This window comes from Streptomyces sp. NPDC050743, assembly GCF_044456925.1.
Classification (GTDB): domain Bacteria; phylum Actinomycetota; class Actinomycetes; order Streptomycetales; family Streptomycetaceae; genus Streptomyces.
Genome location: NZ_JBITGJ010000008.1, coordinates 188,264 through 203,295, shown reverse-complemented (window position 1 = coordinate 203,295; position 15,032 = coordinate 188,264). Strand labels below are relative to the sequence as shown.

The window sequence follows — 15,032 nt, the reverse complement described above, 5'->3', positions numbered from 1 at the left end:
CGCTCACACGAAGCGGATCTGCGCGGCACGCGGGTGCCACACGAGTTGGGACACGTCGATGCCACCCGGCACCTTCGACGCCTTCACCGCGCCATGCCACAGCAGAGCGGCCGGAACACGGGTCTGCCCCGGAGCGAACGGGGCCTCGGCGATGATGAAGCCGCGCAGGATCTGGCGGCCACAGACCGCCTCTGGGTCGTACGGCCTGTACAGACCGGACTCGGCGACCCTGCCGACCGGCACACCGGACAGCACCCTGCCGTACGGCTCGCAGCCGTCACCGCTCACGTAGTGCACGCCTTCGGTGAACAGCGGAAGGTCGAGGGTGATGGTGTCCGTCGAGTCGGTGCCGTGCAGGGACGCCAGCCACTCACGGTTGGCGGTCGTGTACTCGGACGTCGAGACGGGCTGGATGGTCATGTGCGATCTCCATGGACGCTGCGGTCAGATTCCGCACACCGCCCACGGAGGCTATGCCGTCCACGAAGTTCAGGGGGGCGTGGTCCCCACGTTCGGAGCCCGGGACTACCGGGCGGCGGAGTCGCTGAACTCGGGTATCAGTGGACGTTAAGTCCGGTCTTCCTCGGTTCGTGATCCCGGATAACCGCCCTGCTCGAGCAGCGGGTGTCCGATCAGGAGGCGATCGCCCGCCTCCGCGTCAAAGTCATCGAATTGGGAGGCGATCCATGACCCGTGCAGAACGGGCACTCGCCGGGAGCTGGCGATGGATCGCCGTCCTCTGCTGGCTGCTGGCACTCTCCGGCGCCGCCGTCATCATCTGGGGCCGCATCGCAGCCGAGGGCCACCGTGCCGATCAGTACGCTGCCGAGGCAGACCGTCGCGGCAGCGCCGTGTCGACGCTGGCCGGCGACGTCCGGGCGCTGAGGGCGCAGGTGAAGGCCAAGGGCGGGACGCCCGTTGCTCCCGACCCGACCAAAGCCGTACCGAATCTGCCAGCGAGGGCTCAGGTGCCGGTGCCGATCCCCGGCCCGCCGGGACCTCCCGGGCCTTCCGGCGTACCCGGCAGGGACGCGCCCACCATCACCCCGCCGCCCGGACCATCTGGAGCCTCGGGTGCGCCCGGCGCTCCTGGCGCCAGCGTGACCGGGCCACCGGGACCCGCGGGCCCTTCCGGGGCACCCGGCAAGGACGGGCGAGACGGCACCGACGGCAAGGACGGCAGGAACGGGCAGCCGCCAGCTGGCTGGACGTTCACGTACAACGGCCAGACGTACACGTGCAGCCCCGTCTCGGACTTCGACCCGGACAACCCCCGCTACACATGCGACTCGTCGCAGCCGAGCGACGGCAACGGAGGCGGCGGAGGCGGAGGCACCGGCCTGCTCGGTCTGGCTCTCGACCCACGCCGCAGATACGCATAAGGACGCCCCCTGCACGGCCCAATACGGGCTGTGCAGGGGGCGTTTCGTCATGCCTGGGGTGGATCGCCCGCGACGAAGCTGCCCTTGCCGCGCACAGTGACGACCAGGCCCCGCTCAACCAGCAGTTGCACTGCGGCCCGCGCGGTCGGCCGGGACACGGAGAACTCCTCGACGATCCCCGCTTCGGACGGGATGCGGCGCCGCGGCGGGTAGGTGCCGTCAGCGATGCGGGCAGCGAGGACCGCGGCGATCTGCTCGTACAGAGGCTCGGGCCCGTCGAGATCCACGGTCATATATCGACCGTAGGAGCCATACGACGATGCTTCTCGTCGTGTGACGTCACCTGACAACACCTGACAAGTGGCGTAGCGTCGACAAGAAAGGACCCCCGCAGCCTGGCAGGGCTCGGGGGCGTGGCCGACTGGTTGGAGTCGACATGGCTGAGCCTACGCAGACCATCTCCCCTGCGCCTACTCCCGGGCGCTGGTGCCACTGGCACAAGGGGCCGTCTCAGACCGCCGTCGCGGTGCAGGCGGTCGAGGCGGGCAGCGGGCCGGGATTCACGCTGTACGCGTGTGCGCCGTGTCGCGAGCAGCGGCACCTCACCCCTCTCACTGCCCAGCCGTGACCGGGCGGCCTCTGCCGCCAGCCCCCAGCTTGAGCCGCGCCGTCTACTCCGGCTGGGCCTGCGTCTGGTGCGGTGCCTCGCTGCGCCGTGGCGGCGAGCCGGCCGGGCGGGCGCGCGGCAGCGTCGGCGCTCACGTCCTGGACGTAGACGTCTACCAGTACCTGCCCGGCGCGGGCTGCAGCTCCCTCAGATCCAAGCAGTCAGGAGACGACTGATGCCCTTGTGCGCCCGCTGCGACCAGCCCATCGAGGGCGAGCCGGCCACCTACGACCACATGTCCCCCAGTGCGGGCGGGGCCACGGTGTACCTGTGCCCGACCAACTGCCAGCCCGTCCCGCACCAGACCACCCCCACGAGGCGCGTACAGCGTCCCCGGCCGTCCGGCCGCCGTCGCAACCGGTGAGTTTCTGACGGCGGGTGGACCCCGCGGCCCCGACCGGAGCGCCGGCCCGGTCGGGGCCGTTTCATGTCTAGATCGTTTACCCTTCGGGCCAGCAAGCGATCTCCCGCGTGTCGCTCCGCCGCTTCGAGTCCCTGAGGGAGCACAGTCGGCGCAGGTGAAAACGTTCCTGCACCGAAGGGCTTTGGTGGGGCGGGTGGGACTCGAACCCACGGCCGACGGATTATGAGTCCGCTGCTCTAACCGGCTGAGCTACCGCCCCATAGCGGCGTGTCGCGTACAAGTGTGCGCGCCGTCTGCCGCAGCATAGCCGCTCATACGATCTCCTGCTTCAGGATGGTCGGCTTCTGCGCTGCTCATGACCTTGAGGACAGCGCCGCAGGCGCGGCGGTTCCGCCGGGCATGAAAAAGGACCCCCCAGGGGTCCTCGTTCATCGCGCTCCCCCGACTGGACTCGAACCAGTAACCTGCCGGTTAACAGCCGGCTGCTCTGCCAATTGAGCTACGGAGGACCGAAGCTCCCCCGACTGGACTCGAACCAGTAACCTGCCGGTTAACAGCCGGCTGCTCTGCCAATTGAGCTACGGAGGATCGCCTCGTTTGCATCGAACGTACCTCCCCGGGTATTCGCCAGGGGGCGCTCGCTCGCTGCGACACATACATTAGCGCAAGCAGGGGGGTGGTCCGCCAATCGGTTCGCCCCGGCGCCCACGTCGCACCGCAGACCTAGGCAAAGGAAGGGTGGCAGCCATGCGCTACCGGCTCACGTTCGTCGCCGGACTGGCCCTCGGTTACGTACTCGGCACGAGGGCCGGACGCGAGCGCTACGAGCAGCTGAAGAAGTCCGCTCGGCGGATCGCGCAGAACCCGGCCGTCCGCAACACGGCCGAGTCCGCCGCCCAGCAGGGCCGCCAGTACGCCGGCAAGGCCTTCCACACGGTCAGCGACCGGGTCGGCGACCGGGTCCCGGAGACGGTGGCCCAGCGGGTGCGTTCCCTTCGGGAGCGGAACCTGAACGGCACGCCCGAGGACGACTGGGGCTCCAGCAACACGTAGGCGTGCGCGCATCCCCACCCCCTTGGGCGCCCCGGGCCACCGCATCCACAGGAATGCTGCAAAATTCAGGGCATGGGGATAGTCGCCGGCTTGGACAGCTCACCGGACTTCACGCGCATCGTGGTCTGCGATTCGGACACCGGTGCCGTACTGCGGCAGGGGTACGCCCCGCATCCAGTGGAGGGCCGGCCCAGCGACGTGGACCCGCAGGCCTGGCTGCTCTCCCTCGGTGAGGCGGCCGGCGGCGGCCTCCTGGAGGGCGTACAGGCCATCGGTGTGTCGGCCCAGCAGAACGCGCTGGTCCCGCTGGACGCCCAGGGCAACACCGTGCGCCCGGCGCTGGTCGGCGGCGACAAGCGGGCGCAGGTCGCGGCGGCGGATCTCGTCGACGCCGTCGGCGGCCGGGAGGCCTGGGCGCAGGCCGTCGGGTGCGTACCGGCCGCCGCGCAACCGGTCACCAAGCTGCGCTGGCTCGCCAAGAGCGAGCCCGAGAACGCCCGCCGCACGGCCGTACTGCTCCAGGCGCACGACTGGCTGGTCTGGCAGTTGCTCGGACGGCCGGTCAGAAGGACCACCGATCGCGGTGGGGCGTCCGGTACCGGGTACTGGTCGGCGGCCACCGGCGCCTACCGGCCCGACCTGGTCGAGCTGGCGCTCGGTCATCAGGCGATGCTGCCGGAGGTGATCGGCCCGTCGGACGCGGCCGGTACGACCCCGGAGGGGCTGCTGATCTCCGCCGGGACCGGGGAGACCATGGCCGCCGCGTTCGGGCTCGGGATCGGGCTGGGGGACGCCGTCGTCTCCCTCGGCGCCTCCGGGTCCGTGATGGCCGTGCACCCCGAGGCCCTCGCCGACCAGTCCGGGATGATCACCTCGCTCGCCGACGCCACCGGCATGCACCTGCCGGTCGTGACCACTCTGAACGCCGTGCGGACCCTGCGCGGGACCGCCGAACTCCTCGGGCTGCCGGACCTGGAGAGCCTGTCCGAGCTGGCGATGAAGTCCACGCCCGGCGCGCACGGACTGGTCCTGCTCCCCTATCTGGAGGGTGAGCGGACGCCGAATCTGCCGCACACCGCCGGGACGATCGCGGGCCTCAGGCGCGAGTCGATGAAGCCCGAGCATCTGGCGCGGGCCGCGTTCGAGGGCATGCTGTGCGGGCTCGGCGACGCGCTGGACGTGCTGCGCGGGCGGGGCGTGGACGTGCGGCGGATCTTCCTGCTCGGCCCGGCTGCCGAGCTGCCCGCCGTGCAGGCCTCGGCGCCCTCGCTGTTCGGCGCGCAGGTCGTCGTACCGCAGCCCGCGGACTACGCGGCGATCGGCGCGGCCCGGCAGGCGGCCTGGGCGCTCGGTGTGTCGCAGGGCGCGCTCGATCCGCGTACCCCGCCGGCCTGGCAGGGCGCGGCGGCACAGGTGCTGGAGCCGGGCGACGAGCTGCCCGTCGGGCAGGCGGTGCGGCAGCAGTTCACGGCGGTTCGGGAGCAGACCCACCCGGGGGCGTTCCGCTCTTAGCTCAAGAGGCCGGTCCGCCGGTTATTCGGTTGAGGTAACGCGGGTGGAGTGTCCGACGATAGGGGCCAAGGGCAACCGACCAGCCCCCACCCGCCGACTCCGAGAGACGCAACGTGCTCATACGACTTCTGCGGACCTATCTCAGGCCCTACAGGAAACCCATCGCCCTCCTGGTGCTGCTGCAGTTCCTCCAGACCTGCGCCACCCTCTACCTGCCCACGCTGAACGCGCACATCATCGACAACGGTGTCGTGAAGGGGGACACGGACTACATCCTGTCCTTCGGCGCCCTGATGATCGGCATCTCGCTCGCGCAGGTCGTCTGCAACATCGGCGCCGTGTACTTCGGCGCGCGGACCGCCTCCGCGCTCGGCAGGGACGTGCGCGGTGCCGTCTTCGACCGCGTGCAGTCCTTCTCCGCGCGCGAGGTGGGTCACTTCGGGGCGCCCTCGCTCATCACGCGTACGACGAACGACGTACAGCAGGTCCAGATGCTGGCCCTGATGACGTTCACGCTGATGGCGTCGGCGCCCATCATGTGCGTGGGCGGCATCGTGCTGGCGCTCGGCCTGGACGTGCCGCTGTCCGGGGTGCTCGTCGCCGTCGTGCCGGTGCTGGCGATCTGCGTGACGCTCATCGTGCGCCGGCTGCGCCCGCTGTTCCGGTCGATGCAGGTCCGCCTGGACACGGTGAACCGGGTGCTGCGCGAGCAGATCACCGGCAACCGGGTGATCCGCGCCTTCGTGCGCGACGAGTACGAGCAGGGCCGGTTCGGGAAGGCCAACGGCGACCTGACCGAGATGCAGCTGGCCACCGGCCGGATGCTCGCGCTGATGTTCCCGATCGTCATGACGGTGGTGAACCTGTCGTCCATCGCGGTGGTGTGGTTCGGCGCGCACCGCATCGACAGCGGCGGAATGCAGATCGGCGACCTGACCGCCTTCCTCGCCTATCTGATGCAGATCGTCATGTCCGTGATGATGGCGACCTTCATGTTCATGATGGTGCCGCGCGCGGAGGTGTGCGCCGAGCGCATCGACGAGGTCCTCGGCACCGACTCCAGCGTGGTGCCGCCCCTCGCGCCGGTCACCGAGCTGCGCCGGCACGGCCACCTGGAGATCCGAGGCGCGGGCTTCCGCTATCCGGGTGCCGAGGAGCCGGTGCTGAAGTCCATCGACCTGGTGGCCCGGCCCGGTGAGGTGACGGCCGTGATCGGCTCCACCGGCAGCGGCAAGTCGACGCTGCTCGGGCTGGTCCCGCGGCTGTTCGACGCCACCGAGGGCGAGGTGCTCGTCGACGGCGTGGACGTCCAGGAGGTCGACCCGAGGCTGCTGGCGAAGACAGTCGGCCTGGTGCCGCAGAAGCCGTACCTGTTCGCGGGGACGGTCGCCACCAACCTGCGCTACGGCAACCCGGACGCCACCGACGAGGAGCTGTGGCACGCGCTTGAGGTGGCGCAGGCCAAGGAGTTCGTGAGCAAGCTGGAGGGCGGCCTCGACGCGCCGATCGCGCAGGGCGGCACGAACGTCTCCGGCGGCCAGCGCCAGCGGCTCGCCATCGCCCGCACCCTGGTGCAGCGGCCGGAGATCTACCTCTTCGACGACTCCTTCTCCGCGCTCGACTACGCCACCGACGCGGCCCTGCGCGGCGCGCTCGCCCGCGAGACAGCCGAGGCGACCGTCGTCATCGTCGCCCAGCGGGTGGCGACCATCCGGGACGCGGACCGGATCATCGTGCTGGACGAGGGCCGGGTCGTCGGCTCCGGCCGGCACCACGAGCTGATGGCGGGCAACGAGACCTACCGGGAGATCGTGCTCTCCCAGCTGACGGAAGCGGAGGCTGCCTGATGGCCGGGCCCATGGGACGCATGATGGCCGGGGGCGGCCCCGACCAGCGCTCGATGGACTTCAAGGGGTCGGGCAAGCGGCTCGTCTCCCTTTTCAGACCGGAACGGGTCACGATCTACGGCCTGCTGCTGTGCGTGGTCGTCAGCGTGACCCTCAGCGTGATCGGCCCGAAGATCCTCGGCAGGGCCACCGACCTGGTCTTCGCCGGCATCATCGGCCGGCAGATGCCGGCCGGGGCCACCAAGGAGCAGGTCCTCGACCGGATGCGGGCCCATGGCCAGGGCTCCATCGCGGACATGCTGAAGAGCACCGACTTCACGCCCGGCAAGGGCATCGACTTCGGTGCCGTCGGCAACGTCCTGCTGCTCGCGCTGTGTACGTTCATGGTCGCCGGCCTGCTGATGGCGGTGGCCACCCGGCTGGTCAACCGGGCCGTGAACCGCACGATGTACCGGATGCGCGAGTCCGTGCAGGCGAAGCTGTCGCGGCTGCCGCTGTCGTACTTCGACAAGCGCCAGCGCGGCGAGGTGCTCTCCCGCGCGACCAACGACATCGACAACATCGGGCAGACGCTCCAGCAGTCGATGGGGCAGCTGATCAACTCGCTGCTGACCATCATCGGCGTGCTCGTGATGATGTTCTACGTCTCCTGGATCCTGGCGCTGGTCGCCCTGGTCACCGTGCCGCTGTCGTTCCTGGTGGCCACCCGGGTCGGCAAGCGCTCGCAGCCGCACTTCGTGCAGCAGTGGCGCTCCACCGGCAAGCTGAACGCGCACGTCGAGGAGATGTACACCGGGCACACCCTGGTGAAGGTGTTCGGCCGGCAGGAGGAGTCGGCGAAGCAGTTCGCCGAGCAGAACGAGGCGCTGTACGAGGCCGGGTTCAAGGCGCAGTTCAACAGCGGTGTCATGCAGCCGCTGATGATGTTCGTGTCGAACCTGAACTACGTGCTCGTGGCGGTGGTCGGTGGCCTGCGGGTCGCATCCGGCGCCCTGTCCATCGGTGACGTCCAGGCCTTCATCCAGTACTCGCGGCAGTTCTCGATGCCGTTGACGCAGGTCGCGTCGATGGCGAACCTGGTGCAGTCCGGTGTCGCCTCGGCCGAGCGGATCTTCGAACTCCTGGACGCGGAGGAGCAGGAGGCGGATCCGGTGCCGGGCGAGCGGCCGGCACAGCTGCGCGGCCGGGTGCGGCTGGAGCACGTGTCCTTCCGGTACGACCCGGAGAAGCCGCTGATCGAGGACCTCTCGCTCACGGTGGAGCCCGGTCACACGGTCGCGATCGTCGGTCCGACGGGCGCGGGCAAGACCACGCTGGTCAACCTGCTGATGCGGTTCTACGACGTGTCGGGCGGCCGGATCACCCTCGACGGGGTCGACATCCGGAAGATGTCCCGGGACGAACTCCGGTCCGGGATCGGCATGGTGCTGCAGGACACCTGGCTGTTCGGCGGCACGATCGCGGAGAACATCGCGTACGGGGCGTCCAGGGAGGTCACCCGCGGGGAGATCGAGGAGGCGGCACGGGCGGCGCACGCCGACCGGTTCATCCGCACCCTCCCCGAGGGGTACGACACCGTGATCGACGACGAGGGCACGGGCGTCAGCGCGGGTGAGAAGCAGCTCATCACCATCGCGCGGGCCTTCCTGTCCGACCCGACGATCCTGGTGCTGGACGAGGCGACGAGTTCGGTCGACACCCGGACCGAGGTGCTGATCCAGAAGGCGATGGCGAAGCTGGCCGCGGGACGGACGTCGTTCGTGATCGCGCACCGGCTGTCGACGATCCGCGACGCGGACACGATTCTCGTCATGGAGAACGGGTCGATCGTGGAACAGGGCGCGCACGCCGAGCTGTTGGCGGCCGACGGTGCGTACGCCCGGCTGTACAAGGCCCAGTTCGCGCAGGCCGTGGCCGAGGTGGACTAGGCACGGGGGGGCCGCCGTCCGGCGGCCCCCTTTCAGTCCAGGTAGCCCCTGAGCTGGTCCGCGAAGGCGTGGTCCCGGAGCTTGCTGAGGGTCTTGGACTCGATCTGCCGTATCCGCTCCCGGGTCACCCCGAACAGCCGGCCTATCTCCTCCAGCGTGCGGGGGCGGCCGTCGATGAGGCCGTAGCGGAGCTGGACGACCTTGCGCTCGCGCTCACCGAGGGTGGACAGCACGGCCTCCAGGTGCTGCCGGAGCAGCAGGAACGCCGCCGACTCCACCGGGCTCGCCGCGTCGCCGTCCTCGATCAGGTCGCCGAGGGCCACGTCGTCCTCCTCGCCGACCGGGGCGTGCAGCGAGACCGGTTCCTGGGCCAGGCGCAGCACCTCGGAGACCCGCTCGGGCGGCAGGTCGAGGTGCGCGGCGACCTCCTCGGGCGTCGGCTCGTAGCCCCGCTCCTGGAGCATGCGGCGCTGCACCCGGACGACCCGGTTGATCAGCTCCACCACGTGCACCGGGACGCGGATGGTGCGGGCCTGGTCGGCGAGGGCCCGGGACATGGCCTGGCGGATCCACCAGGTGGCGTACGTCGAGAACTTGTAGCCGCGGGCGTAGTCGAACTTCTCCACCGCCCGGATCAGCCCGAGGTTGCCCTCCTGGACCAGGTCGAGCATGGTCAGCCCGCGCCCGACGTACCGCTTGGCGACGGAGACCACGAGCCGCAGATTGGCCTCGATCAGCCGCCGCTTGGCCATCCGGCCCATCACCACGAGCCGGTCCAGATCCAGGGCCAACTCGCTGTCCAGATCGGGGGTGTTGCCCAGCTTCTCCTCGGCGAACAGGCCGGCCTCGACGCGGCGGGCGAGTTCGACCTCCTCGGCGGCGGTGAGCAGCGGGATGCGGCCGATCTCGCGCAGGTACTGGCGGAACAGATCGGCCGAGGGGCCGCCGGTGTCGGCCCGGGCCGCGACCGGTGGCTCGGCGGGCTCGGCGGCCTCCAGCGGTTCGCCGTCCTCCTCGGGCTCGTCCACGAGCGCCTCCGCCGGTGGTTCCGCCGGCTCGGCGTGCACCGCCTCCGCGTGGAGGGCGGAGCGGCTCTGCGGGGGCACGGCCACGAGGACGTCCAGCTCTGCGTCCGGCTCGTCCGCGGTCGTGCCGGTGGTACTGGTGGTACTGGTGGCGCTGTCGGTCTGAGTGAGGGTCTGGGTCTGCACGGGGGCGACCTCCAGGATGATCGCTGCTGAAGGTGTGCGGCAGCGGTACTTCGGGAGCGGAGAGTCGACGGCCTGCGCACCGAGGACTCGGGCACCGGACCCAGTGTGGGGTACGACACATCCCCGCCACGAGGGGCTTGCGGTGACTTTTTGCGTCCGGTTCGTGACCGGACGGTGATCGGCGTAGGAAAACCGGGGGCCGTGTACGGCCTTGATCTGGGAGGATTCCCGGGTGTCCGGACTTCTGTACGAAAGCCATGTCACCGTCCGCTGCGCCGACCCCGCCGAGACGGAGCGGCTGCGCGGCTGGGCGGACGCGGCCGGGCTGAAGCTGACGCACATCGTGCTGGCCCGCGGGCGGATGCGGGACCAGCCGATGCTGACCCTGGCCGGTTCGGCCTCGTACGCCGAGCAGTCGGCGCGGGCGGACCGGACGGTGGCGGCGCTGCGCTCGGCGGGTTTCACGCCGGTCCGGGTGAAGACGGAGTCGGTGCCGTGGGCGCCGGAGGTGCCGGACGGGCCGTGCGGGGGCGCGCACTATTTCGAGCACCATGTGAAGCTCCTGCTGGACGCCGGCGCGGACCTCGCCGAACTGGCCGCGCGGGTGGTCCCGCACGGCGCGCACCTGTCGTGGAACGCGCGCCGGGTGCGCGAGGGCGGACGGCACGAGCGGTTCGTGACGCAGCGCTGCCGGGGCGTCCGCGACGCGGAGGCCGAAGAGGCGCTGCGGCTGCTGCTCGCGGAGCTGGACGGGCTCGAAGTGCTGGGCGTGGAACGGGAGTTCGTGCTGTACGACAGCGACGAGTCGGTGGACGACGGGTGGATCGAGGAGCGGGCCGTGCAGGAGGTGCGGGCATGAGCGGGGCGTGGGACAGCTTCGGGTGGCGCAGCGAGGAGATACCGCACGAGCCGCTGGACGAGACGACTCGGCGGGCGAACGACCTGCCGCGCACGCTGACCTGGGTATCCGGCGGCGACGTCACCCAGCGCCCCGTCTTCGAACCGGCCCTCAAGCAGTACCAGAACGCCTATCGCGCCACCGACCCCGTCTTCGCCGACCGGCACGCGGCGAGGCCTGGCGTACGGCCCGGCGGCGGGCGCTGCACCTGGTCCTGGCCGCGATCGCCGACTCGGAGTGGGCGGACGCGCTGGTGCTGCGCGGCAGCCTGCTGATGTCGCTGTGGTTCGGGGAGGCGGCCCGCGAGCCCGGTGACCTGGACTTCGTCGTCGTACCGGCGGACTGGGGGATCGAGGAGGCGCGCACGAACCGGATGATCCGGGGGATTGCGGAGGCCGCGCAGGCCTGCGGGGGTGAGGTCGGCTTCTCGGCGCGGGACGCGGTCGTGGAGGACATCTGGACCTACGAGCGCGTCCCCGGCCGCCGCATGGTCCTGCCCTGGTCGGCTCCCGGCCTGCCCGGCGGGCACGTACAGCTGGACTTCGTCTTCAACGAGCGGCTGCCGCAGGCACCCGAGCCGGTGGAGCTGCCGGGCGGCGCGGTGCTGCTCGCCGCGACGCCGGGGCTGTCGCTGGTGTGGAAGCTCATGTGGCTGATCACCGACCTCTACCCGCAGGGCAAGGACCTGTACGACGCCGTCCTGCTCGCCGAGCGCCATCCGCTCTCCCACGAGCTGCTGCAACAGGTGCTCAGGGAGTCCGGTGAGTGGCCCAACCCCGCCACGGAGAAGCCGGTCCCCCTGGCGGACCTGGCGGAGGCGGCCCACCAGGTCGAGTGGCACCACTTCGTCACCGAGTACCCCCAGTTCACCGACCGCGAGCGGGAATTCGCGGACCGGCTGGTGCGTGCGGTGACCAAGGCCTTCCCGCCCGAGGCCGGCTAGAGCGCCTCCGCGCCCCGCTCGCGCAACGCCTGGTCGTACTGCTGCAGCACCCACATCTCGTTCTGTACGGCGGCCAGCCGGGCGGGGTCGCCGCCGGTGGCGAGGCGGGTCAGCTGGGACTGGATGTCGTGGATGCGGCGCTCGACGGCGCGGCGGCGGATCTGGACCAGGACCGTGCCGGCGTAGGTCTCGTCGACCGTGCGGCGCAGGATCGGCTCGACGGCCAGCTCGGTGACCATCGCGCGGACGGTGTCGTCCGGGGCCGCCTCCCGGACCCTGACCAGGTATTCCTGCGGGTCGGACACGCCGTACTCGGCGCCGCCCGCCTCCGCGATCGCCTGGCGCACGGCCGCGTACGGCGGCGCGGTGAACTCGTCCACGCCGTAGGCGTCGAAGGCCGGGGAGACCAGCTCGGGGCGCTGGAGGGCGAGTTTGAGCAGTTCGCGTTCGGCGGCGTAGACGGGGTTGCGCAGGGTGAGGGCCGGGCCGCTGCTCGCCGGGCGCGGCGCCGCCGCCCACTGCTGGTCGGCCGGGCGGGAACGGCCCTGCTGCTGCGAGCCCTTGCCCTCCCGGGCCCAGCGGGCCAGCTGAGCTACGCGCCGGACCACGAACTGGGTGTCGAGGATGCCGAGCATGCCGGCCAGCTCGACGGCGACCTCGTGCTGGGCGCCGCTGTTCTTGATGCGGGCGACGATCGGCGCGGCCTCGTCCAGCGCCGCCGCGCGGCCGGCCGGCGTGTCCAGGTCGTAGCGGCTCACGATCTGGCGGAGCGCGAACTCGAACAGGGGGGTCCGCGGCTCGGCCAGGTCCGCCACCGCCTCGTCGCCCTTGGCCAGGCGCAGCTCGCAGGGGTCCATGCCGTCGGGCGCGATGGCGATGTAGGTCTCGGCGGCGAACTTCTGGTCGTCCTCGAAGGCGCGCAGGGCCGCCTTCTGGCCGGCCACGTCGCCGTCGAAGGTGAAGATCACGCGTGCGCTGCCGTTGTCCATCAGCAGCCGGCGGAGGATCTTGATGTGCTCGCCGCCGAAGGCCGTGCCGCAGGTCGCGATCGCGGTCGTCACTCCGGCGAGATGGCAGGCCATGACGTCGGTGTAGCCCTCGACCACGACCGCGCGGCTGCTCTTGGCGATCTCCTTCTTCGCCAGGTCGATGCCGTACAGCACCTGGCTCTTCCGGTAGATCGCCGTGTCGGGCGTGTTCAGGTACTTCGGGCCGTTGTCCGCCTCGTACAGCTTGCGGGCGCCGAAGCCGACGACCTCGCCGCCGATGTCGCGGATGGGCCACATCAGGCGGCCCCGGAAGCGGTCGATGGGGCCGCGGCGGCCCTCCTGGGACAGCCCGGAGAGGATCAGCTCCTTGTCGGTGAATCCCTTGCCGCGCAGGTAGCGGGTGAGGTGGTCCCAGCCCTGGGGGCTGTAGCCGACGCCGAAGTGGACGGCGGCGGCCTGGTCGAAGCCGCGCTCGGCGAGGAAGACCCGGCCGGTCTCGGCCTCGGGGCTGGTGGCGAGCTGCTCTGCGTACCACTGCGCGGCGATCTTGTGCGCCTCGACCAGGCGGATGCGCTCGCCGCGCTGGTGGGCCGGGTTGTACCCGCCCTCCTCGTAACGCAGGGTGATGCCGGCCTGGGCGGCGAGCCGCTCGACCGCCTCCGAGAAGGAGAGGTGGTCCACCTTCATCACGAAGGTGATGGTGTCGCCGCCCTCCTGGCAGCCGAAGCAGTGGAAGAGTCCCTTGCTCGGGCTGACCTGGAAGGACGGCGACTTCTCGTCGTGGAACGGGCACAGACCCTTGAGGTTGCCGCCGCCCGCGTTGCGCAGCTGGAGGTACTCGGAGACCACGGCGTCGATCGGGACCGCGTCCCGTACCGCCTTCACGTCCTCGTCGTTGATCCGTCCTGCCACGCGTGAATTCTACGGGGGTGCTGTGACAGTCCCGGTCCTCAGGAGGTGAGGCTGTCCAGCGGCACGTGCGGGTCGGCCAGGGCCTCCGTGTCCACCTGGGCCTTGGCCCGGATCAGCTTCTGGATCTGCTCTGTGACATCCCACACGTTCACGTTCATCCCGGCCAGCACGCGTCCCTCCCTCACCCAGAACGCGATGAACTCCCGTTTCCCGGCGTCGCCCCGGATCACCACCTGGTCGTACGACCCGGCCGGCGCCCACCCGCTGTACTCCATGCCCAGGTCGTACTGGTCGGTGAAGAAGTACGGCACACGGTCGTACGTCACGTCCTGGCCCAGCATCGCGCGGGCCGCCGCCGGGCCGCCGTTCAGCGCGTTCGCCCAGTGCTCGACCCGCATCCGGGTGTCGAACAGGGCGAGGGGGAAGTTCGCCACGTCACCGGCCGCGTAGATGTCCGGGTCGGAGGTGCGCAGCCGCTCGTCGACGACGATGCCGCCGCCGTGCGCCCGGTCGGCGATCTCCAGGCCCGCCGCCTCCGCGAGGCCGACCCGGGGCGCCGCCCCGATCGCGGCCAGGACGTCGTGCGCCGGGTGCTCCTCGCCGTCGTCGGTGCGGGCCGCGAGGACCATGCCGTCCTGGCCGACGATCTCGGTGAGCTGCCGCCCGAAGTGGAAGCGGACGCCGTGCTCGCGGTGCAGCTCCGCGAAGACCCCGCCCAGCTCGGGGCCGAGGACGCCGTGCAGCGGGGTCGGCGCCGGTTCGAGCACCGTGACCTCCGCGCCGTACTCGCGGGCCGCCGCCGCGACCTCCAGGCCGATCCAGCCGGCGCCCGCGATCACGATGTGCCCGTTGTCCCGGCCGAGCGAGCTCAGCACGCCCTTGAGCCGCTCGGCGTGCGCGAGCCGGCGCAGATGGTGCACGCCCGCCAGGTCGGTGCCCGGGATGTCCAGGCGGCGGGGCTCGGCACCGGTGACCAGCAGCAGCTTGTCGTAGCGCACGAGGGTGCCGTCGTCGCCGAAGCGGACCGTCTTCGCGCCGCGGTCGATGCGGTCCACGAACTGGCCGAGGTGCAGCTCGATGTCGTTCTGCGCGTACCAGGCCGGTTCGTGCACGAAGACGCTGTCGCGCTCCTCCTTGCCGAGCAGATACCCCTTGGACAGCGGCGGTCGCTCGTAGGGGTGGTCGCGCTCGTCACTGATCAGTATCACCCGGCCGGTGAAGCCCTCCGCCCGGAGCGTCTCGGCCGCCTTCGCGCCGGCGAGTCCGCCCCCGACGATGACGAATGTCTGATCCGCGTCGACCACTTGATGCCTCCTCGTAAGGGTG

General features: G+C 70.9%; 12 protein-coding genes, 3 tRNA genes and 2 pseudogenes. 9 read left to right on the top strand and 8 right to left on the bottom strand.

All coding sequences use genetic code 11. The features are described from left to right. Positions 1-3: 3 nt before the first annotated feature. The gene (locus ACIBJF_RS12210; RefSeq protein WP_399173598.1) at positions 4-420 is read right to left on the bottom strand and encodes a head decoration protein; all 417 of its coding nucleotides are present in this window, start codon (positions 418-420) and stop codon (positions 4-6) included. Between the two features lie 266 nt (positions 421-686). On the opposite strand from ACIBJF_RS12210, the gene ACIBJF_RS12205 reads away from it, so the two are divergent. Beyond that, a complete protein-coding gene (locus ACIBJF_RS12205) occupies positions 687-1,382 on the top strand; it encodes a collagen-like protein (RefSeq protein WP_399173597.1) in 696 nt (231 codons plus the stop codon). A 47-nt stretch (positions 1,383-1,429) separates the two neighbouring features. Here ACIBJF_RS12205 and ACIBJF_RS12200 read toward each other — a convergent pair whose 3' ends face one another. Continuing rightward, positions 1,430-1,675, bottom strand: a complete 246-nt coding sequence (locus tag ACIBJF_RS12200) for a GntR family transcriptional regulator (protein WP_399173596.1) — start codon at positions 1,673-1,675, stop codon at positions 1,430-1,432. A gap of 364 nt (positions 1,676-2,039) precedes the next feature. Between ACIBJF_RS12200 and ACIBJF_RS12195 the strand changes: the two genes are divergently transcribed. Then, on the top strand, positions 2,040-2,225 hold the full coding sequence (locus ACIBJF_RS12195) for a hypothetical protein (RefSeq protein WP_399173595.1): 186 nt from the start codon (positions 2,040-2,042) through the stop codon (positions 2,223-2,225). Beyond that, positions 2,225-2,413, top strand: a complete 189-nt coding sequence (locus ACIBJF_RS12190) for a hypothetical protein (protein WP_399173594.1) — start codon at positions 2,225-2,227, stop codon at positions 2,411-2,413. The genes ACIBJF_RS12195 and ACIBJF_RS12190 overlap by 1 nt, the downstream gene beginning before the upstream one ends. Positions 2,414-2,595: 182 nt before the next feature. Here ACIBJF_RS12190 and ACIBJF_RS12185 read toward each other — a convergent pair. The 3 genes from ACIBJF_RS12185 to ACIBJF_RS12175 form a co-directional block, all read right to left on the bottom strand. Beyond that, a tRNA-Ile gene (locus ACIBJF_RS12185) sits at positions 2,596-2,672 on the bottom strand. Positions 2,673-2,849: 177 nt separating this feature from the next. Beyond that, positions 2,850-2,922 (bottom strand) — tRNA-Asn (locus ACIBJF_RS12180). 6 nt (positions 2,923-2,928) lie between these two features. After that, positions 2,929-3,001, bottom strand: a tRNA-Asn gene (locus ACIBJF_RS12175). A gap of 159 nt (positions 3,002-3,160) precedes the next feature. Between ACIBJF_RS12175 and ACIBJF_RS12170 the strand changes: the two genes are divergently transcribed. The 4 genes from ACIBJF_RS12170 (at position 3,161) to ACIBJF_RS12155 (ending at position 8,753) form a co-directional block, all read left to right on the top strand. After that, positions 3,161-3,466: a YtxH domain-containing protein gene (locus tag ACIBJF_RS12170; RefSeq protein ID WP_399173593.1), complete on the top strand. Its 306-nt coding sequence runs from the start codon at positions 3,161-3,163 to the stop codon at positions 3,464-3,466. A gap of 72 nt (positions 3,467-3,538) precedes the next feature. After that, positions 3,539-4,978, top strand: a complete 1,440-nt coding sequence (locus ACIBJF_RS12165; protein WP_399173592.1) for an FGGY family carbohydrate kinase — start codon at positions 3,539-3,541, stop codon at positions 4,976-4,978. A 113-nt stretch (positions 4,979-5,091) separates the two neighbouring features. Then, a complete protein-coding gene (locus ACIBJF_RS12160) occupies positions 5,092-6,825 on the top strand; it encodes an ABC transporter ATP-binding protein (RefSeq protein ID WP_399173591.1) in 1,734 nt (577 codons plus the stop codon). Further along, on the top strand, positions 6,825-8,753 hold the full coding sequence (locus ACIBJF_RS12155) for an ABC transporter ATP-binding protein (protein WP_399173590.1): 1,929 nt from the start codon (positions 6,825-6,827) through the stop codon (positions 8,751-8,753). Before ACIBJF_RS12160 ends, ACIBJF_RS12155 begins: the two co-directional genes overlap by 1 nt. 32 nt (positions 8,754-8,785) lie before the next feature. On the opposite strand, the pseudogene ACIBJF_RS12150 reads toward ACIBJF_RS12155, so the two are convergent. Continuing rightward, positions 8,786-10,085: pseudogene (locus tag ACIBJF_RS12150) on the bottom strand (RNA polymerase sigma factor). Positions 10,086-10,196: 111 nt separating this feature from the next. On the opposite strand from ACIBJF_RS12150, the gene ACIBJF_RS12145 reads away from it, so the two are divergent. Further along, entirely contained in the window at positions 10,197-10,823 is a 627-nt protein-coding gene (locus tag ACIBJF_RS12145) for a hypothetical protein (protein ID WP_399173589.1), read from the top strand. Continuing rightward, positions 10,820-11,805: pseudogene (locus ACIBJF_RS12140) on the top strand (nucleotidyl transferase AbiEii/AbiGii toxin family protein). Before ACIBJF_RS12145 ends, ACIBJF_RS12140 begins: the two are co-directional and overlap by 4 nt. On the opposite strand, the gene dnaG reads toward ACIBJF_RS12140, so the two are convergent. Together dnaG and ACIBJF_RS12130 are read right to left on the bottom strand one after the other, a co-directional pair. Next, a complete protein-coding gene (gene dnaG, locus ACIBJF_RS12135; protein ID WP_399173588.1) occupies positions 11,802-13,706 on the bottom strand; it encodes a DNA primase in 1,905 nt (634 codons plus the stop codon). The pseudogene ACIBJF_RS12140 and the gene dnaG overlap by 4 nt on opposite strands. A 38-nt stretch (positions 13,707-13,744) precedes the next feature. Next, on the bottom strand, positions 13,745-15,010 hold the full coding sequence (locus ACIBJF_RS12130) for an NAD(P)/FAD-dependent oxidoreductase (RefSeq protein ID WP_399173587.1): 1,266 nt from the start codon (positions 15,008-15,010) through the stop codon (positions 13,745-13,747). Positions 15,011-15,032: the final 22 nt, after the last annotated feature.